Source organism: Burkholderia sp. 9779_493 (genome assembly GCF_015712215.1).
Classification (GTDB): Bacteria; Pseudomonadota; Gammaproteobacteria; order Burkholderiales; family Burkholderiaceae; genus Burkholderia; species Burkholderia cenocepacia.
Genome location: NZ_JACCQA010000006.1, coordinates 169,362 through 188,414, shown reverse-complemented (window position 1 = coordinate 188,414; position 19,053 = coordinate 169,362). Strand labels below are relative to the sequence as shown.

The 19,053-nt window shown below is 67.8% G+C and carries 18 protein-coding genes; 8 read left to right on the top strand and 10 right to left on the bottom strand.

Features of this window, described 5'->3' with window-relative positions:
* Window positions 1-129: 129 nt before the first annotated feature.
* The 3 genes from H0X95_RS08270 to H0X95_RS08260 all read right to left on the bottom strand — a co-directional run bounded on the left by H0X95_RS08270 (window position 130) and on the right by H0X95_RS08260 (window position 3,218).
* Window positions 130-1,098 (bottom strand): helix-turn-helix domain-containing protein, encoded by a 969-nt coding sequence (locus tag H0X95_RS08270; RefSeq protein WP_125332564.1) that lies wholly within the window; start codon window positions 1,096-1,098, stop codon window positions 130-132.
* Window positions 1,099-1,303: 205 nt separating this feature from the next.
* Window positions 1,304-2,170 carry a hypothetical protein gene (locus tag H0X95_RS08265; protein ID WP_080403490.1) on the bottom strand — a complete coding sequence of 289 codons (867 nt, stop codon included), beginning with the start codon at window positions 2,168-2,170 and terminating at the stop codon, window positions 1,304-1,306.
* A gap of 100 nt (window positions 2,171-2,270) precedes the next feature.
* The gene (locus tag H0X95_RS08260; RefSeq protein WP_048986186.1) at window positions 2,271-3,218 is read right to left on the bottom strand and encodes an aldo/keto reductase; all 948 of its coding nucleotides are present in this window, start codon (window positions 3,216-3,218) and stop codon (window positions 2,271-2,273) included.
* Window positions 3,219-3,573: 355 nt separating this feature from the next.
* Here H0X95_RS08260 and H0X95_RS08255 point away from each other — a divergent pair, with 355 nt between their 5' ends.
* Genes H0X95_RS08255 through H0X95_RS08240 form a run of 4 tightly spaced genes read left to right on the top strand, consistent with a single transcriptional unit; the run spans window position 3,574 to window position 9,498 of the window.
* Entirely contained in the window at window positions 3,574-6,078 is a 2,505-nt protein-coding gene (locus tag H0X95_RS08255; RefSeq protein ID WP_034203088.1) for a type VI secretion system Vgr family protein, read from the top strand.
* Between the two features lie 13 nt (window positions 6,079-6,091).
* Window positions 6,092-6,994 carry a DUF4123 domain-containing protein gene (locus tag H0X95_RS08250; protein ID WP_059720965.1) on the top strand — a complete coding sequence of 301 codons (903 nt, stop codon included), beginning with the start codon at window positions 6,092-6,094 and terminating at the stop codon, window positions 6,992-6,994.
* 56 nt (window positions 6,995-7,050) lie between these two features.
* Complete coding sequence (locus H0X95_RS08245) at window positions 7,051-7,728, top strand: DUF3304 domain-containing protein (RefSeq protein WP_059720964.1); 678 nt, start codon at window positions 7,051-7,053, stop codon at window positions 7,726-7,728.
* 36 nt (window positions 7,729-7,764) lie between these two features.
* Window positions 7,765-9,498, top strand: coding sequence for a T6SS phospholipase effector Tle1-like catalytic domain-containing protein (locus H0X95_RS08240; protein ID WP_006482310.1), 1,734 nt, complete (start codon window positions 7,765-7,767; stop codon window positions 9,496-9,498).
* Window positions 9,499-9,578: 80 nt separating this feature from the next.
* Here H0X95_RS08240 and H0X95_RS08235 read toward each other — a convergent pair whose 3' ends face one another.
* Window positions 9,579-10,199 (bottom strand): LysE/ArgO family amino acid transporter, encoded by a 621-nt coding sequence (locus H0X95_RS08235; protein WP_006482350.1) that lies wholly within the window; start codon window positions 10,197-10,199, stop codon window positions 9,579-9,581.
* A 110-nt stretch (window positions 10,200-10,309) separates the two neighbouring features.
* Between H0X95_RS08235 and H0X95_RS08230 the strand changes: the two genes are divergently transcribed.
* Entirely contained in the window at window positions 10,310-11,203 is an 894-nt protein-coding gene (locus H0X95_RS08230; protein WP_006480142.1) for a LysR family transcriptional regulator ArgP, read from the top strand.
* 48 nt (window positions 11,204-11,251) lie between these two features.
* Here H0X95_RS08230 and fnr read toward each other — a convergent pair whose 3' ends face one another.
* The 3 genes from fnr to H0X95_RS08215 all read right to left on the bottom strand — a co-directional run bounded on the left by fnr (window position 11,252) and on the right by H0X95_RS08215 (window position 13,485).
* The gene (gene fnr / locus H0X95_RS08225) at window positions 11,252-11,998 is read right to left on the bottom strand and encodes a fumarate/nitrate reduction transcriptional regulator Fnr (protein ID WP_006482294.1); all 747 of its coding nucleotides are present in this window, start codon (window positions 11,996-11,998) and stop codon (window positions 11,252-11,254) included.
* A gap of 103 nt (window positions 11,999-12,101) precedes the next feature.
* Window positions 12,102-12,569, bottom strand: coding sequence for a universal stress protein (locus H0X95_RS08220; RefSeq protein ID WP_006482283.1), 468 nt, complete (start codon window positions 12,567-12,569; stop codon window positions 12,102-12,104).
* A gap of 508 nt (window positions 12,570-13,077) precedes the next feature.
* Window positions 13,078-13,485, bottom strand: coding sequence for a DUF3005 domain-containing protein (locus H0X95_RS08215; protein WP_034203084.1), 408 nt, complete (start codon window positions 13,483-13,485; stop codon window positions 13,078-13,080).
* A gap of 278 nt (window positions 13,486-13,763) precedes the next feature.
* Here H0X95_RS08215 and H0X95_RS08210 point away from each other — a divergent pair, with 278 nt between their 5' ends.
* Together H0X95_RS08210 and epsC are read left to right on the top strand one after the other, a co-directional pair.
* Window positions 13,764-13,997 (top strand): hypothetical protein, encoded by a 234-nt coding sequence (locus H0X95_RS08210; RefSeq protein WP_006480138.1) that lies wholly within the window; start codon window positions 13,764-13,766, stop codon window positions 13,995-13,997.
* A 137-nt stretch (window positions 13,998-14,134) separates the two neighbouring features.
* Entirely contained in the window at window positions 14,135-15,055 is a 921-nt protein-coding gene (epsC, locus tag H0X95_RS08205) for a serine O-acetyltransferase EpsC (protein ID WP_006482285.1), read from the top strand.
* A gap of 162 nt (window positions 15,056-15,217) precedes the next feature.
* On the opposite strand, the gene H0X95_RS08200 is transcribed toward epsC, so the two are convergent.
* The 3 genes from H0X95_RS08200 to H0X95_RS08190 all read right to left on the bottom strand — a co-directional run bounded on the left by H0X95_RS08200 (window position 15,218) and on the right by H0X95_RS08190 (window position 17,678).
* Window positions 15,218-16,021, bottom strand: a complete 804-nt coding sequence (locus tag H0X95_RS08200) for an SDR family oxidoreductase (protein ID WP_006482287.1) — start codon at window positions 16,019-16,021, stop codon at window positions 15,218-15,220.
* The gene (gene folE / locus H0X95_RS08195; protein ID WP_006482320.1) at window positions 16,021-16,656 is read right to left on the bottom strand and encodes a GTP cyclohydrolase I FolE; all 636 of its coding nucleotides are present in this window, start codon (window positions 16,654-16,656) and stop codon (window positions 16,021-16,023) included. Before folE ends, H0X95_RS08200 begins: the two co-directional genes overlap by 1 nt.
* Window positions 16,657-16,751: 95 nt before the next feature.
* On the bottom strand, window positions 16,752-17,678 hold the full coding sequence (locus tag H0X95_RS08190; RefSeq protein ID WP_006482291.1) for a LysR family transcriptional regulator: 927 nt from the start codon (window positions 17,676-17,678) through the stop codon (window positions 16,752-16,754).
* Between the two features lie 116 nt (window positions 17,679-17,794).
* Here H0X95_RS08190 and pobA point away from each other — a divergent pair, with 116 nt between their 5' ends.
* The gene (pobA, locus tag H0X95_RS08185) at window positions 17,795-19,027 is read left to right on the top strand and encodes a 4-hydroxybenzoate 3-monooxygenase (protein WP_059720963.1); all 1,233 of its coding nucleotides are present in this window, start codon (window positions 17,795-17,797) and stop codon (window positions 19,025-19,027) included.
* Window positions 19,028-19,053: the final 26 nt, after the last annotated feature.

Sequence of the window (19,053 nt, the reverse complement as noted above, 5' to 3'; positions counted from 1 at the left end):
GGAACGAATGCCGCCGCGCAGGAAGCCAGCTTAGCGAGCGGGTTGCGGCCCGATTTGACCGACGCGGACGCCGTGCTTGCCTCGGCGGGACATGCGGCGAGCGGCGGTGCGAGGAGCGGGTGGCAGCGGTTAGCGCGTGTCGGCCGGCGCGCGCGTGTCGCTTGGCGTTTCGCCGAACCGCGCGCGATAGCTGCGGCTGAAGTGCGCGCTGTTGTTGAAGCCCCAGCGGAACGCAATTTCGCTGACCGTCAGGTGCTTCAGCGACCGGTCGCGCAGGTCGGCGCGGCAGCGTTCGAGCCGCCGCGCGAGGATGTAGCGCGTGAGCGGCGTGCCTTCGATCTCGAACACGCGGGCGAGCTGGCGCGGCGACAGGTTGATCGCGCGGCTGACCGACCGGCTGTCGAGATCGTCGTCGGCGAGATGGCTGTCGATGAACGCCTTCGCGCGCGACAGCGTGTGGACCGTCGATTTCGTCGGCGACGCGTCGCCGTCGCGCAGCCGCAGCATCGACTGCACGAGCTCGAGGATCGCGGCGGCGCGCCGTTCGCGCGCGTCGGGCGTCGGCTCCTGCGGCGCGGCGAGCAGCGCAACCACCTGCCGCACGGCCCACGACGAGACCCCGTCGTCGCGATCGATCTTGACGAGGCTGCGGTAGCGCCACGGGGCGACGCGGGCTTCGAACACGTCGCGCGGCACGTCGAGCACGGTCATCGCCATGTCGGCGGGAAAGCCGTGACCGTACGGCATCGACGTGTCGTACAGCACGAGGTCGCCGGGCCCGTGCTGCATGCAGTCGACGTCCTGGAACGTATAGCCGTGCCCTTCGTGCATCAGGCAGATGAACACGGCGTCGCGCTGGTCGGCGTGGATGTTGTGCGACGTGCGCACGACCGCGTGCCGGTTCGCGACGATGTCGCACGCGCGGAACAGCCCGAGATCGCGTTTGCGCAGCGACGCATCGATCCCTTCGGACGACTTTCCGCTGCATTCGATCCGCACGAGCGTGCGTGCGACGTGGTCGACCCAGAAGTCGACGCGCTCGGCGCCGCGTACGGCGCGCGTCGAGATCGTGGCGATCTCCGTGCTGGTGTCCGGCATGACGTTCTCCCGATGACGGCCCGAGCGGCGCAGTCTCGGGCACGCCGAACGTCGCGGTCAATCCGTGAAAGACCCGGGACATGCGCGTGACGCGCTTGCAGCGGGGCGCGGCGCGCGATTGCGCGATCGATGGCCGTCCGGGTCAACGAAAGCGGCCGTGCGAGTCAAGACACGTATGCGGCTTTGTGGGGTAGGCGTGGCCGGCTTACTTCGGCTTCGACGAGGACGATGGCAGCCCGAGCGACACGTCCTCCGCGTAGCCCATCTTGCCGTCGCGGAATTCGACGCTCACGTGGTCCGCCCGGTGCGCGCCGGTGACGTTCGCGTAGATCGACGTCATCACCATCCCCGCGTCGCAGTCGAGCGCGATGGTGCGATCGACGCGCCCCGTCGCGATGTTCACGGCCCGCAGCGACTGCATCGCCACGCCGCACTTGTCGGACAGCGCGTAGACGCCGACCAGCATGTGCGTCTTGGTGCGATACCACATCGGGATATCGACGCTGCCGTCGAGTTGCGGATGCGGGTCGTCGGTGTCGTTCAGCCGCCCGACTTCGTTCAGCGTGATCGGCAGCGTCTTGCGGCCGTCGTCCCACGTGCCGGTCGCCGCTTTGCCGCTGACGGTCAGCGCGATCGGGCAAGGCTTCGGTCGTGACGGCGAGGCGGCCGGCACGACCGGCGCGTCGGCGTTCGATGCGGGCGACGACGCTTCGCACAGCGTCAGGCGGCCGTCGGGCTCGCGCTGGCCGCGCAACGGGATCGGCTTGCGATGCGCGTCGTAATAGTAGCTGCCGTCGACGCGCCAGCGGCCCGCGTCGTTGTGGTTGATCGCGTCGTAGGTCTGCAGCGACACGTGCACCGGCGCGTTGCCGATCGTGCCGGTGTAGTTCGCGATTTCGTACCAGCCCGCGAACGATACGGCCGGTGCGCAGGCGAGCAGCGCGGCGATCGTCGTGGCGAGCGGACGGACATGACGGGCAGCACGGGAGCGGCGGGCAAGGTGGATCATCGGCGGTTTCTTATGCGTGGTTTTGATTCGGCGCGAAGAAGCCCGGTCGAGCCCCGCGGCCATCGGATGCTCGCCATTGTATCCATCCGCCCTGGGCGAATCGCGGGCAGGCCGTGGAGCCGCCTGCCCGTGCGATTCCATCGGCTTGCCGCCGCGGCGGACTTCAGGGGGCGCTGGCTTCGTCGATCCGGCGGATGTCGTCCTGATCGAGCGTGACGCGGATCGCCTCGCCGAGCAGCGCGAGCTGCGCGAGCGACGTCGCGCTCGCGATCGGCGCGGTGATCGTCGGCCGCGCGATCTGCCACGCGAGCGCGATCGCGGCCGGCTGCGTATTGTGCTTCGCCGACACCGCGTCGAGCGCGGCGAGGATGCGCAGGCCGCGCGCGTTCAGATAGCCGGCGACGCGATCGCCGCGCACGCTCTTCTTCAGGTCGGCTTCGCTGCGGTACTTGCCCGACAGGAACCCGCTCGCGAGCGCGTAGTAGTTGACGACGCCGAGCTTCAGGTCGCGCACGACCGGCTCGAGATCGCGTTCGTAGTCGGCGCGGTCGAGCAGGTTGTATTCGGGCTGGATGACCTGGTAGGCGGGCAGCCCGTCGCGCGCGCTGATCGCGGCGGCCTCGCGCAGGCGTGCGCCGCTGTAGTTCGACGCGCCGATGATGCGCACCTTGCCCGCGTCGATCAGCGTCTGATACGCGCCGAGCGTTTCTTCGAGCGGGGCCGTGTCGGCGAGATCGCGGTGCGAGAAATACAGGTCGATGTAGTCGGTCTGCAGGCGGCGCAGCGAATCGTCGACGGCCTTCAGGATGTTGTCTTTCGACAGCCCCGCGCGCGCGTCGAGCAGGCCGACCTTGGTCGCGATCACGACCTGCTCGCGCTTGCCGGAGCGCTTCAGCCACTTGCCGATGATCGTTTCCGATTCGCCGCCGTGATTGCCGGGAACCCAGGCCGAATAGACGTCGGCCGTGTCGATGAAGTTGATGCCGGTGTCGGCGAGCGCGTCGAGCAACGCGAACGATGCGTTTTCGTCGACGGTCCAGCCGAAGACGTTGCCGCCGAACGCGAGCGGCGAAACCTGGATGCCGGATGTACCGAGGGTGCGATGTGCCATGTTCTGCTCCGTAAGCTGCGGGTGACGGGAGGGACTGCGGGACGTGAAGCCGGTCGCGTTGAGACGGCGAAGCGCGTGGCGAGGTTCCGCCGCCGGCGCAGCAACCGGCGGGTTTCGCGCGCGTGCGTCGGGATGCCGGACGAGGCGACGTCATCATGGCGGCGACGTCCGTTCGAGCACCGGCTCCCACGCGCGCAACGTGCTGTATTTATTACCGATTTTCCGTGCCGGCACAGGGAAATGACGTAGGGCGTCAACGTTGTCGCGCTGCGTTGTCTACGATATCCTTTCATCCCAAAATTAGGGATGGCAGCGGGCCGTTTCCATACGAACGAAAAATCATTCTGAGGCGGTCATGGCTGACCTGGCGGCATTCATTCGAACCCCGTTTTTCCTGCAAGACAAACGCCTGCTCGCGCTGTCTTTTCCGCACGACGACGCACCGTCGGTGACCGACGCGTACGGGCGGCAACGTCCGGCGCGGCTGGTTGCCGAGCGTCTCGTCGCGCACGAAGGGCTGGGGATCGATTTCACGTTCGACGTGACGCTGCTGTCCAGCGAGGCGGGCATCACGCTGGCCGACATGCTGGGCAAGCTGCTCGCGGTGTCGATGGTGCGCCCCGACGGCGGCCTGCGTTATTTCACCGGCTATTGCACCGCGTTTTCGCTGGTCCGCAACGACGATTCGATTGCGGAATACCGCGCGGTGCTGCGCCCGTGGAGCCATTTCCTGCGGACTCGCGTGAACAACCGCCTGTTCCTCGGCCAATCGCTTCAGCAGCAGATCGGCACGCTGCTCGCCGATTACCAGGGGCTCGCGCCGTCGTGGGAGTGGCGCGTGCGCGGCGACGATCCGGCGCGCACGATGAACGTCCAGGGCGGCGGGCTCGGCGAAAGCGACTGGAACTACATCGTCCGCCATCTGGAAGCCGTCGGGTTCCTGTACTGGTGGGAGCACGACGAGAAAGGCCTGAAGCTGATCGTCGGCGACGACAGCACGGTGCAGTGCCCGGCCGTCGACGGCCGCTCGCCGGTGATCCGTTTCCAGACCCACGACGGCCCGATGGCCGCCGACGCCATTTCCCAATGGTCCGCGGTGCGGTCGTTGTCCGCCGGCAGCTACAGCGCGACCGCGTTCGATTTCAAGGCGCCGCATGCGGCCCATGCGCAGATTCCGACGCTGCATCCGCCGGGCGTCGCGCCGCAGGTCGAGCATCACGAGTACGTGGGGCACTACGGGTTCGCGAAGCAGACGCGCGCCGGCGATGCGCTCGCGCGCGTGCGGATGGAAGAGATCGAGGCGGCCGCGACGCGTTTCGACGCGGCCGGCAACCATCACGGCATCCTGCCCGGCCGCTGGTTCCAGCTGTCCGATCACTTCAGCGCGGCGTCGGGTAGCCCGCAGGATCACGAGTACCTGATTCTCGAAGCCCGTCACGAAGCGGCGAACAATTACCTGCAGGCCGACGGCAAACCCGAGTATCGCAACCGCTTCGTCGCGGGCCATCGACGTACGCCGTGGCGCCCGGGCCGCGGGTTCAACAGCGAACCGGTGCGCGTGCTGGCGCCGCAAACCGCGACCGTCGCCGGCGCGAAAGGGGCCGGCAGCGTCGACGTCGACGAATATGGCCGCGTCTGCATCGTCTATCACTGGGATCGTGCGGCGCAGATCAGCGCGCGGATCCGCGTGGCCGCCGGCTGGGCGGGCGGCGAGAAGGGCATGATCGCGCATCCGCGCGTGGGCAGCGAGGTGCTCGTGATGTGCCTCGACGGCAATCCCGATCGCCCCGTCGTGTCGGGCACCACGTACAACGCGGAACGGATGCCGCCGTGGGCGCTGCCCGACCAGCACGTGCTGACCGGCCTGCGCAGCCGCGAGCTGTCGGGCGACAGCGGCAACGCGGCGGGCGGGCGTTCGAACCACGTGCTGCTCGACGACACGCCGCAGCAGCTCCAGCTGAAGCTGCGCAGCGATACCGACGCGAGCGAGCTGACGCTCGGGCACAACGTCCGCATCGATGCAACCCAGGGGCGCACCGATCAGCGCGCCCGCGGCTTCGAGTTGCGGACCGACGCGCATGGCGCGGTGCGGGCGGCCAAGGGCCTGCTCGTCACCAGCGAGGCGCGCTACGACGCGCGTGCCCACGCGACCGACATCGGCGAGACCGTCGCCCGTCTCGACAAGGCGCACGACCTGCACGAGTCGCTGTCGGGTTCCGCGCACGACGTGAAGGCGCAGGAGTCCGGCGACCAGGATGCCGTCCACCAGGCGCTTCGCACGCAGAACGACGGCCTGAGAGGCAGCGGCGGCAATCCGCAGCAAGGCGAGTTTCCGGAGTTCGCGCAGCCGTTTCTCGCGCTCGCCAGCCCGGCCGGGATCCTGGCCACGACGACGGGGTCGACTCATGTCGCGAGCGATCAGCACGTCGCGTTGACGAGCGGCGCCCACACGAGCATCGGTGCGGGCAAGAGCATGCTGGTCAGCGCGCAGGAGGCGGTGCGCGTCGCCGCGTTCGAGAAGGGCATCCGGCTCGTGGCCGCCGCCGCCGACATCGACATCCAGGCGCTGAAGGACAGCATCAACGTGCTGGCCAAGCTGGACGTGAAGGTCGATGCGAACCGCATCACCATCACCGCGAAGGAAGAAGTCCTGATCAACGGCGGCACCAGCTATACGCGCTGGAACGGCAGCGGCATCGTGCACGGGACCAAGGGCGAATTCACCGCGCATGCCGCGTCGCATACGTTCATCGGGCCGGACAGCCTGCCGGTGCCCGCGCGCGCGTTCCCGGGCACGGCGTGCGCGCCGTGCATGGTCAACGCGGCGTCGATGGCGTCACCGTTCGCGGCCAAGGCGTGAGGCAGGGCAGCGCATGACGAATGACCCGACAGCCGCGCAGGCGGCCGACGCGCTGCAGGCGGCGCTGTCGTCGCAGGACGGGCTGCGCGCTTACGTCCTGATCGACGGTGCCTTGCTCGATACCTTGCCGGACGATGAGAAGGCGTCGTGGCCCGCGTTCGTCGCGGCTTCGCTGCTCGACGACGCCGACGACGAGGCGAGAATCGTCGGGCCGCTGCTGTTCGAATGGCAGCCGGGCGCCGACGGCGCCGATGCCGCGGACGCGATCGAGGTGCGCAGCATTCCATGGCCGGCGGCGAGCGTGCTCGTGTCGCCGCTGTCGCTCGCGCGACTGGCCGCGCATCTGGCGCCGATGGTGGACGTCCAGCTCGAGCAGATGGAGAGCGTGATGCTGATGCGCTTCTTCGATCCGCGCGTGCTGCCGTTCTGGCTCGACATGCTGCCCGCCGCGCATCGCGCGTATCTGGCGCAGGGTGTGCGGCACTGGATTCACCGCGATACCGCGCTGCAGCTTCGCACGGCGGACATCGCCGCGCCCGCCGACGTCAGGCAGGCCGCCGAATTTCCGCTGCAGTTGACCCAGGCGCAGGAGGACGAACTGCTCGCCGCGTGCTATCCGTACACGCTGCTCGAGCGGCTGCGGGTCGAAAAGCCCGCGCTGCTGGCGTCGTTGCCGGCCGCGCAGCACTACGACTTCGTGCGAGACCAACTGGCGCGCTGCCGTGCGCACGGCGCCGACAGCGCGGCGTCGCTGCTGATCTATTGCGAACTGGCGTTGCGGTACGGCGCGCGCTTCGACGAGGATCCGGCGATGGCCGCCGTGTTCGACGCGGTAGCGCAGGGGCAGGCGTTTCCGGAGGCGCTGGCGCGGGTGTCGGCGGAAGACTGGCGGCGGATGCAGGAAGCGGCCGCGTGATGGCGCGTGCGCGACGCGACGCGAATGAAATCGACTGAAAGAGAAGGAAGTTCAATATGAACCGCTGCTGGATCACCTTGCTGTCCGTGATGGTTTTCTCCACGGCTGCCTGCAGCAAGAGCGTGAACGATGCCGAAAAGGACAGCTTGGCGCCGGGCGAAGTGAATAAATGGAACGACCCGAACTACGACGTCATCACCGCCGGGTCCTTCAACTATACGGACTACGACATCTACGGCGTCTATCTGCTGCCGCCCGACAAGAACAGCCTCGACGACGCGGCGAGCGCCGACGGCGCGCACGCCACGCCCCGGAATGCGAAGTACTGGTCCGGCGGGGGCGGCTCGCGCCCGAGTCTCGCGTGGGATTTCCGCTGGAAGACCCCGAAGACGTTCAAGGTGTGGTGGGAGCGCGTGGTCGACAAGCGCGCGATGGAAGCGTCGTCCGCGAACTACGACCCGTACACGCACCGGGAAACCCAGCCGGGGATGGCGTGGTGCGAAGGCGAGATCACGGTCACGCGGCCGCCCGTCAAGGACAAGAGCGGCGGCATCGTGCTGCACTTCTTCCCCGATGGCCGGGTGGAAGGCGACATGGATTTCGAAGTCGACGGCCCGGACCCGAAGGTGGCCCTGTCCAAGCGTGACGCGCAGCCCAAGCTGGCCGACCGCGCGTGCCTGAAGGAAATTCCCAATCCGTTCTATGGGCGCAAGAAGCCGGCCCAGTGGAATTGACGCCGGACACCTGATCGGAACAGGAGCGTAACCGCCATGAGCAATCCTCCCCTCATTCGACGCATCACCGATATCACGCCGGTCGAGGATTCGATCCGCCACGCGCACCGCGAGGCGCTCGATCCGCTGCGGGTCGAGCAATGCAAGGAGTGTCCGAAGCCCGTGTGGTTCACGGCCTTCTTCGATGGCACGGGCAACAACTACGGCGAGGACGGCAACGGCTCGACGGACGTCGCGAGGACCAAGTACAGCAACATCGCCAAGCTCGCGATGTTCGCCCATGTCCCGTTCAACAAGGCCAATCCGCGCACGATGGGCCGGTACGTCGAGGGCGTCGGCACCCCCTGCAGCAAGGTCGGCGATTCGGGCAAGGGTCTCGACGGCGTGTTGGGCATGGCGGCCGCGAGCAAGGGCGAGGCGCGCATCCGCTGGATGCTCCGCGAGCTCGAAAAACACGTGACGAACCACATGCCGGCCGTGAGCCAGATCAACGTGGCCGCGTTCGGTTTCTCGCGCGGCGCCACCGAGGCACGCGCGTTCGTCCGCATGCTGACCGAGCAACTGGCCGAGAACATCGGCGGCCGGCTCTGGTGGAACAAGAAGAACATGAAGGGGATGCGTCCCGAAGTGGTCGTCTACTTCATGGGCATCCTCGATACGGTGGCGTCGACGGGCTTCGGCGGCAGCCGCCTGGAGAAGGCGGCGCCCTACATCGTGGGCGCGATCCTCGGGCCGGTCTATGGCGGCGTGCTGCACGGCATCGACAAGGGCGGCCATGCGGAATGGGCGAACGACATCCGCATTCCGGACTACGTCCGGCAATGCGTGCACTATGTCGCGTCGCATGAGGTCCGGGAGAAATTCCCCGGCGACTCGGTGCGCGAGGATCAGAAGCTTCCCGCGAACTGCCGCGAGGTGTATTACCCCGGCATGCACTCGGACGTGGGCGGCGGCTACGAGCGCAATTACCAGGAAGGGCGAACCAACGAACTGGCCAACGTCGCGCTGAACAATCTCTTCATCGAGGCCTGGAAGGCCGGCGTGCCGTTCCGCGAGCCGAAGGACGTCATGGAAACGGCCGGCGGGCTGTTCGCGATTTCCCGCGAGCTGGAGGCGGCCTGGAACGTGTACATGGGGCAGGGCAACGAGCGTCGCGCGGGCGTGGCGTCGAACAGCGACCGGCTCGAGTCGCAGATCATCTGGCACATGAACCGCTACTACCAGTGGCGCGCCAGCCGCAGCCGGCGCCTGCACGACGGCCGGCTGAAGCCGCCGGGCGGCGTGGACCCCCACATGGCCATCACCGACGGCGAATGGAACGAAGATGCGGATGCCGTGCGTCGGGCCAACGGGGGCATCCTGACGCGGACCATCTCGGAGCAGTACAAGGCGATCGACGCGGCGACGCGGGTCACCGGCAACTGGCTCGGCGGCATCGATCCGGCGGCGCGCGCGACGTTCGACCGGTTCTTCGATCACTACGTGCACGACTCGATTGCGGGCTTCAAGAAGCAGATGGAAGACGGTTACGCCGGCTTCGCCGAAGCGAGCCGCTGGTCGGTCAACCGCCAGTACTTCATGGGCAAGCGCGGCAAGAAGTTCCTGTACTGGCGTTACGAGGGCGACAAGGCCGAGCAGGCCGCCACGCAACTCGCCAAGGCCGATCCGGCGAAGCAGCAGGACCCGATGGCAGCCAACGAGCCGCAGCTCGCCAGCAACCAGCCCGCGGCGGTTGGCGGCACGCTGCCCGACGCGACTTCGACGGCCTGACGCCGAACGCGATACCGGTCGCGACCGCGACCGGCTGACCTCACGTCGCGGCAGACCGCGTCTGCCGCGACGCTCCCGCCCTACCGCAACTGCACGGCCGCGAGAAACAGCACCATGCTGCCGATCGCGCCATCCAGCACGCGCCACGCGACCGCCTTGCGGAACCACGGCGCCAGCAAGCGCGCGCCATAGCCGAGCCCGAGGAACCACACGACGCTGGCCGTCATCGCGCCGATCGCGAACGCGAGCCGCCCGCCTTCCGGCTCGCGCGCGCCGGCCGTGCCGATCAGCAGGAACGTATCGAGATACACGTGCGGGTTGAGCCACGTGAACGCGAGCGTCATCAGCACGATCGCGAGCGCGCTCTGCGGCGGCGGCGCGACCGCGTCGCCGCGCACGTCGAGCGTGTCGTGGCCGGGCTTGAACGCACGGCGCAGCGCATTGATGCCGAACCACGCGAGATATGCGAGGCCGACGTACAGCACCGCGTGGACGAAGGTCGGATAGCGCTCGACGAGCACCGACGCGCCGCCGACGCCCGCGCCGATCAGGATCATGTCGGACACCGCGCACAGCAGCACGATCTTGCCGACATGCGAGCGCATGATGCCCTGGCGCAGGACGAATGCGTTCTGCGCGCCGATGGTGACGATGAGCGACGCGCACAGGGCGGCGCCGTGAGAAAAAGCGAGCCAGTTCATGATGGGGGACAGCCGTGGAAGCAGTAGACGAACGAATCGGGTAGCGCTAGTCTGCGAGCAGCGCGAGAATAAGAGAAGCTAAATCACCTAATGCAGATTAAGGAAATCTAATGCTCGACTACGCGTTGCTCGATGCCCTCGCCGCCGTGATCCGGCACGGTTCGTTCGAGCGGGCGGCCAAGGAGCTGAATGTCACGCCGTCGGCGGTGTCGCAGCGCGTGAAGCTGCTGGAGGAGCGGGTCGGCAGCGTGCTCGTCAAGCGCGGGCAGCCGTGCGTCGCGACCACGTCGGGCGCGCTGCTGTGCCGGCATACCGAACGCGTGCAGTTGCTGGAAGCCGAACTGGGCGGCCGGATGCCCGCGTTGCCGGGCCAGATCGCGAGCGCGTGGCCGACGCTGCGCGTGGCCGTCAACGACGACAGCGTCGCGACGTGGTTCATCGACGCGGTCGGGCCGTTCTGCACCGAGCGCGAGACGCTGCTCGACCTCGTGATCGACGATCAGGATTACACGGCCTCGCGCATCCGCGACGGCAGCGTGCAGGGCGCCGTGACCGCGCAGGCCGAGCCCATCCAGGGATGCCGGTCGGAGCGGCTCGGGCGGATCCGCTATCGCGCGGTGTGTTCGCCGGCGTTTTACGCACGTTATTTCGACGCGGGGATCACGCGCGATGCGCTGCGCCGCGCGCCGTGCGTGATGTTCAATCCGAAGGACGGCTTGCAGGCGCGCTTCATCCGGCGCGTGACGCGCGCGGATCTCGATCCGCCGCAGCACTGGATACCGCACGTCGCGGGCTACCTGCGCGCGTGCGAAACGGGATTGGGATGGGGGATGTGCCCGGACCGGATGGTCGACCGCCAACTGGCGGCGGGCGAGTTGATCGACATGTCGCGCGGGCGAACCATCGACATCGATCTGTACTGGCAGAGCTGGCGTCTGTCGATCGGCTGGCTCGACGATTTCAGCGCGGCGCTGAAAGCGCGTGCCGCGCTGTTTCTCGATTGACCGGCGACGTTGGGCAGGCGGCGCGCGACGGGCGCGCGCCGTGCGGTATCAGAGGTGTTGCAGGCCGTCGAAGTCGATGATCTGCACGTGGCGGCCCTGCATTTCGATCAGGCCGCGCTTCTGGAATTTCGACAGCGTGCGGCTGACCGTTTCGAGCGTCATGCCGAGATAGCTGCCGATGTCCTCGCGTGTCATCCGCAGGTTGAATTCCGACGGCGAGTAGCCGCGCTTCAGGTAGCGCGACGACACGTCGAGCAGGAACGCGGCGACGCGCTCTTCGGCATTCAGCGAACCGAGCAGCATCGTTTGCGACGTTTCGCGCACGATCTGTTCGCTCATCAGCTTGTGCATGCGCAACTGCATCGAGCCGGCTTCCGAGCACAGCGTCTTGAGCGCGCTGTACGGAATCACGCAGACCGAGCTGTCTTCCAGCGCGACCGCGGTGCGCGGGTGCGTATCGTCGCAGATGCCGTCGAGGCCGAGCGCTTCGCCGGCAAGGTGCAGGCCCGTGACCTGTTCGCGGCCGTCGTGACGCGTCGCGACGGTTTTCAGCGAACCCGAGCGCACCGCGTACAGGTTGTCGAATGCGTCGCCTTCGCGGAACAGCGCTTCGCCGCGCTTGACCGGGCGTGCCGCGCAGATGACCGACTCGAGGCGACTGAGCGCTTCGGGCGCCAGGCCCTGCGGCATGCACAGGTGCCGCATCGCGCACGACGAGCAGTGCGCGGCCTGGCGAGGAGCCCAGCTACCGGCATGGGGCGTGGCGGCGGGGCGGGTGGCGACGGGCGTCAGCATGATCGTTTACTCCGGCGTTGAATCGACGAAATCATTGTCCCACCGCAAGTTGCCGCTGTCGGGTGACAAAACGTCGCGACCGGCCGCGCCTGCCGAGCGCCGCTCAGGCGGCCGGCTCGTCCGCGTTGGCGGCCGCCGGGATCAGCAGCACGGGCAGCGTCGCGTGGCGCACGCACTGTTCGGCGATGCTGCCGAGCACGAGGCGGCGGAAGCCGCGACGGCCGTGCGTGCCGAGCACGAGCAGATCGGCGCCGAACGCTTTCGCGCCGTCGAGGATCAGCGACGATACGTCGTTGAGCGACGTCGCTTCGTTCAGCCGCGTTTCGCCTTTCACGCCGGCGGCCTGCATCCGCTTCGCGAAATCCTGCGCGAGCGTGTTGCCCTGCGCGACGAGCTGATCGCGCAGCACGGACGGATCGTAGCCGGGCACGTTGTAGTAGATCGCCGCGTTTTCGACGACGTAGAACGGCTGCAGCTCGGCGCCGTGCGCTTTCGCGAGCGCCAGCGCGGCGTCGAACGCATGGCGGGACGTGTCGCTGCCGTCGACGGCAACCAGAATACGCTTGTACATAGTGTCTCCGAGTGGCGGGTTGAAACGAAGTCGGCCGGATGGCCGAGCGGGCTGGGCAATGCGCGATGCTGCGAGGCAGAGTAAACCAACGGGCAGGATCGTGCAGCGAGATGCCCGCGCTGCCGCACGGTCGCGCGGTTCCGGTCGCGGCCGGGCAGGGCCATGCATGCGACGCATGCTGCACCGCGCGATGCGTGTCGCGTGGTGTGGCCGGATCGTCGGCGAAACCGCATGCGCGCGCATCGACCCGACACGGCAGTCACGCCGATGCGCGGCACGCATCGCCATTCAATCGCAATCGCGCCGCGCCGCCATGACTTCGGTCAATGCATGTGCGTCGATGCGATGCGCGGCAGGCATGACCGTGAACGCCGAGGCCCGTGCGCGGAACCGTTCGCTTCGGCATCGCGCGAACGAGTATCGGCGCGTAGCGCGAATCGTACGCGCCGATCCACCGCCATCGTTCGACGGCGATTCCGAATCGAACGATCGATTCAAACGCCGCGGGCTATCCCGGCACGGCGGTCAACTCGATGACGCGCTCGGGGCGGCGGCCGTGGCCGGGCCAGTACGCGCTGCCGTACATCCGGTGAACGGGACCGAACGGCGCGTCGCCCGCGGGCGGCGTGTCGAAGCCTTTCTCGATCACCCGGTAGCCGGCACGCAGCGCGAACGCCGGATGATTGCCGTCGGGGCGGCTGTCGAAACCGGCGAAGCCGTCGCCGGCTTCCGGCATCGCATTGACGAGCGACGCGTTGCTGCGCGTGATCTGGTCGGGCGAGATCGGCCCGACCCCGGCGAGGCGCGACGCTTCGCGGTGCTTGCCGTCGGTATCGACCGTGCTGTCGTGCGTGTCGTCGTTGTCGAGTTCGACGCTGCGCGGATGCGCACGACCTGTTTGAGCGGATGATTCCATCACGGCTCTCCTGGCGGCGACACGCTCCGGATCGAAGCAAATCCCGTTCCGGGCACGACGGGAAAAGGCGCGCGGGCGATCGCCGCGGTCGCGCGACGCGCACTGATTTGTCATGATTTATTTCAGCTAGAAGACGCGTTTTCTACAGAGTATGATTCTTTTCCTGCGAAGCGGCGACAGGGGATGAAGTCTCGCCGCCTCTGCCCGCGCCGGGGCGCCGCAGCACCCTTAAAGACGGGTAGTGAACAACAAAGCAAGGGACTAGAGGTGGCGGATTCATGCAAGCGACTACTGCCTTCACGCACCGCGGTTATCTGTTGAATTGCGCGCCCGCACGCGCCAGTGACGGTTCATTCAAGCCCTACGTCGTGATCTCCCGATCGAGCGACGGGGAGCTGGTTGCGAACCGTTTTTTTCCGATCGAGCTCCAGTTCAACGACGAAGGCGACGCGATCGCGCACGCGCGCGACTGGGCCGTGCGCTGGATCGACGCGAGCAGCATCTCGATGTGACGCCGTCGCGGTCGAGCAGCGCCGGCCGTCCGGCCGATCCCCGGGGCGCCGCTCCCGGACAAAAAACGCGGTAATCTTGCGGAACCCGTCACTTTATTAGCAGCCGCGCATCCGCGCGCGGCTGCCCGCATTGGCATATGTCGACATCACCCGCCCGTCAGTGGGGCCTCGAAGAAATCGTCGCCGGCTTGCGCGAGTCGCGCGAGGAACTCCATCGCACGCGCCATCCGCGCGGCATCCGCGAACTGCCGTCGCGCGATGCAATCTGCAAGATTGTGACCGGCCTGCGCGCGTCGATGTTTCCGACGCACTACGGCGCGCCCGACCTGACCGACGAAAGCGTCGACTACTACGTCGGCCACACGCTCGAAAGCACGCTGCGCATCCTGTCCGAACAGATCCGCCGCGCGTTGCCGTTCCTGCCCGAGCACGTCGATACGCCGTTCGCCGAGCTTGACGAACGTGCGTTCGAGATCGCACGCGAATTCGGCCGGCAGTTGCCGGCGATCCGCGCGCTGCTCGTCAGCGACATCCAGGCCGCGTACGCGGGCGACCCGGCCGCGCAGCACATCACCGAGATCCTGCTGTGCTATCCCGGCGTGCTGGCGATGATGCACCATCGGCTCGCCCACGCGCTGCACCAGCTCGGCGTGCCGCTGCTCGCGCGGTTCATCAATGAAATCGCCCACTCGGCCACCGGCATCGACATCCACCCCGGCGCGCAGATCGGCCCGAGCTTCTTCATCGACCACGGCACTGGTGTCGTGATCGGCGAGACCGCGATCATCGGCGAGCGCGTGCGCGTGTACCAGGCCGTCACGCTCGGCGCGAAGAGTTTCCCGGCCGATGGCGACGGCGCGCTGGTGAAGGGCAATGCACGGCACCCGATCGTCGAGGACGACGTGGTGATCTACGCGGGCGCGACGATTCTCGGCCGCGTGACGATCGGGCGCGGCTCGGTGATCGGCGGCAACGTGTGGCTCACGCACAGCGTGCCGCCCGGCACGAGCGTCGCGCAGGGCAAGGTCCGCGAAGGCGGGAGCGCCGAGAAGCCGTAACGCGGCAGCGAATGCGCGGGCGCCGTTCCGCGCAACGCGGCGGATGACGCGGAATGGATCGGCGGCCGGACCGCCGTCCGGCGTTCGCGGGCGTGAGCGGTGCGAAGCCCGCTCGGCCCGGCGCACGAGGGCGGCGTGCAGCAGCCTTCGTTCATCGAAGCGTCAGTGCTTGCCGTCCGGCGAGCGGTGCTTGTACAGCACGTCCTGGTCCACGCGGATCAGGTTCTGGCCCGCATCGACGACGAAATCCACGCCGTTGTACGCATTGCCCGTCAGCAGCAGGATCGCGCTGGCGACGTCGTCGGGGCCGGCGATGCGCGCGAGCGGCGTCGAGGCGCGGCTCGCGTGTTCGAAGTCGGCCTGCGTCTGGTCGTCGCTCGGCAGCATCAGCCCCGGGAACACCGCATTCACGCGCAGCACCGGCGCGGATGACAGCGCGAGCATCTGCGTCAGGTTGCCGAGCGCGGCCTTCGCGACCGTGTAGCTGAAATGGTCGCGGTGGAAGTTTTCCTTGATCTTCTGGTCGACCACGTTCACGACCACGCCCTGCGTGCCGGCCGCGCGAGCCCGTTCGTAGAACGCGCGCGTGAGCAGGATCGGCGCGCGGCAGTTGACGGCCCACGCCTGGTCGAACGCCGCGAGATCGAAGCTCGGGAAATGGTCCTGCCAGAACACCGACGCGTTGTTGACCAGCACGTCGAGGCGCCCGAAGCGCGCGTACACCTGGTCGATCAGCGTGGTGATCTGCGCGGCATCGGACAGGTCGGCCTGCAGCGCCACCGAATCGTGCCCGCGTTCGGCGATCGCGCGGGCGGCGGCCTGCGCGGCATCGGCCGAACGGTCGTAGTGCACCGCGGTGCGATAGCCGTGCGCCGCGAAATACTCGGCGAACGCGCGCCCGGCCCGGCGCGCGGCGCCGGTCACGAGCACGACGGGCGCGTGCGCCGTTTGCTTCGTCTGCTCCATCAGGTATTCGTCAGGTTGACCGAGGAAGGATTCGCGACGATCGACAGGAATTCGCGACGCGTCGACGGATCGGTGCGGAACGTGCCGAGCATGCGCGACGTGACCATCTCGACGCCCGGCTTGTGCACGCCGCGCGTGGAGATGCACTGGTGCGCGGCTTCGAGGATCACGCCGACGCCCTTCGGCTGCAGCACGTCGAACAGCGTGTCGGCGATCTGCACGGTCATCTTTTCCTGGATCTGCAGGCGCTTCGCGAACGCATCGACGAGGCGCGCGAGCTTCGAGATGCCGACGACACGATGGTTCGGCAGATACGCGACGTGCGCGCGGCCGATGATCGGCACCATGTGGTGCTCGCAGTAGCTCTCGAAGCGGATGTCCTTCAGCACGATCATCTCGTCGTAGCCGTCGACTTCGCTGAACGTGCGCGCGAGGATGTCGCGCGGGTCGAGCGCATAGCCGGCGAAGAACTGCTCGTACGCGCGCACGACGCGTGCGGGTGTGTCCAGCAGGCCTTCGCGCGCGGGATCGTCGCCGGCCCAGCGCAACAGCACGCGGACGGCGTCTTCGGCTTCTTCACGGCTCGGCCGGGAGGCGACCGCCTCGGGCCGCGCGGATTTCTTTCCCTTACCCATGTAGTGGCTCCATCGAAGGCCGCCTGCGGCGGCCGATATCCGGCCATTGTTTCATGCTTTCGCCGGTCGTGCGTGCGGGCCGCCGCGCCCCTTCGTCACTTCGGCCATTCGTCCTGCTCGTCGTTGAACAGCGACGCGACGACGCCGCGCAGCCACGCGGTGCGCGGGTCGTTGTGGTACTTGCGATGCCAGTGCTGCTTCAGGTCGAAGCGCGGCAACGCGAGCGGCGGCTCGACGGGCACGATGAACGCGTGCTCGGCCGCATAGGCGTAGCCGATCGCGTGCGGCACCGTCGCGATCAGGTCGGTGCGGCTCAGGATGAACGGGAGGCTCATGAAGTGCGGCGTTTCGAGCACCGCGCGGCGCTGCATGCGCTGCTTCGCCAGATATTTCTCGAGCACCTCCTGGCTGCGGCCTTCGGCGCGCACCACCGCGTGCCCGCACGCGAGGAACTGCTCGACCGTGAACGGCGGCGTCTGCTCGAACGGATGACCGCGCCGCATCAGGCAGACGAACCGGTGCGTGAACAGCCGTTGCTGGAAGAAGTTGTTGCCGTCGAGGTCGGGGAAGTAGCCGACCGCGAGATCGATCGACCCGGCTTCGAGGCCGCGTCCGACTTCGTCGTGCGCGAGCGAGACCGAACGCAGGTTCGCGTGCGGCGCATGTGTCGCGAACGCCTGCAGCAGCTTCGGCAGGAACACGATCTCGCCGACGTCCGACAGCGCGATCGAGAACGTATGCGTGCTCGCGGCCGGGTCGAAGTCGTGCGGCGCGACGAGGCCGCGCTCGATCTGCGCGAGCGCGTCGCGGGCGGCCGGCAGCAGCGCGAGCGCGCGCGGCGTCGGCTCCATCCCGCGCGACGTGCGCACGAACAGCGGATCGCCGAAATACTCGCGCAGCCGGCCGAGGGCGGTGCTCACGCGCGGCTGACTCACGCCGAGCAGGTCGCCCGCGCGGCTCACGTTGCGCGCGTCGTCGAGCGCGACGAGGTAGGGAATCAGGTTCAGATCGAGCGCATCCATGGCCGGGCCGGTATCTTCGAAACGTATACAACATATCTCCTGAATCGCGTTGCCGCATAGTCGGGAAAGCGCTCAAATGTGTTCCACGATTCGAATTAATGTTCTGGAGACGAACAATGCGCACCCAAGTCGCGATCATCGGCGCCGGTCCGTCCGGCCTTCTGCTTTCCCACCTGCTGCGCCTGCAAGGCGTCGATTCCATCCTCGTCGAAGCGCGTTCGCGCGAATACTGCGAGAACCGCATCCGCGCCGGCGTGCTCGAGCAGGGCACGGTCGACACGCTGAACGAAGCCGGCCTCGGCGACCGGATGCGTCGCGAAGGGCTCGAACATCACGGCATCGAGCTGCTGTTCGACGGCCAGCGTCACCGCATCGACCTGTCCGAGCTGACCGGCGGGCGCGCGATCACCGTCTACAGCCAGCACGAAGTCGTACGCGACCTGATCGCGGCCGGCGTCGAGCACGGTCATCAGATGCACTTCGAAGTCAGCGACGTCGCGCTGCACGATGTCGAAAGCGAGCGGCCGTTCGTCACGTTCAAGCATGCGGACGGCCGCGCCGACCGCATCGACTGCGACTACATCGCCGGCTGCGACGGCTTCCACGGCATCGCGCGGCAGACGATTCCGGCCGACCGGCTGAACACGTTCGAGCGCGTCTACCCGTTCGCGTGGCTCGGCATCCTCGCCGACGCGGCGCCGTCGCTCGACGAGCTCGTGTACGCACACCACGACAACGGCTTCGCGCTGTTCTCGATGCGCTCGCCGACGGTCACGCGGCTGTACCTGCAATGCAAGCCGGATGAAGACCTCGCCGCATGGTCCGACGCGCGGATCTGGGACGAACTGCACACGCGCTTCTCGAACGACACCGGCTGGACGCCGACCGAGGGCCGGATCACGCAGAAGAGCGTGACGCCGATGCGCAGCTTCGTGTCGGAGACGATGCAGCACGGCCGCCTGTTCCTCGCCGGCGACGCCGCGCACATCGTGCCGCCGACCGGCGCGAAGGGCATGAACCTCGCGGTGGCCGACGTCCGCGCGCTGTCCCGCGCGCTCGGCGCACGCTACCGGACGGGCGACGCGACGCCGCTCGAGCGCTATTCGGCGACTTGCCTCGAACGCGTGTGGCGCGCCGAGCACTTCTCGTACTTCATGACGAACATGCTGCATGCGTCGCCGGACGATTCGCCGTTCGTCAATCGCCTGAAGTTTGCCGAGTTGAAGTACGTGACGCGCTCGCGGGCCGCCGCGCAGTCGCTCGCTGAAAACTACGTCGGCTTGCCGTTCGACGATGCGACGGCCTCCGAGGCAACCCGCCTTGACAACGCGCTGTGCGCGACTCTATGATCGGCCCATCGTTCGCTAATCGAATC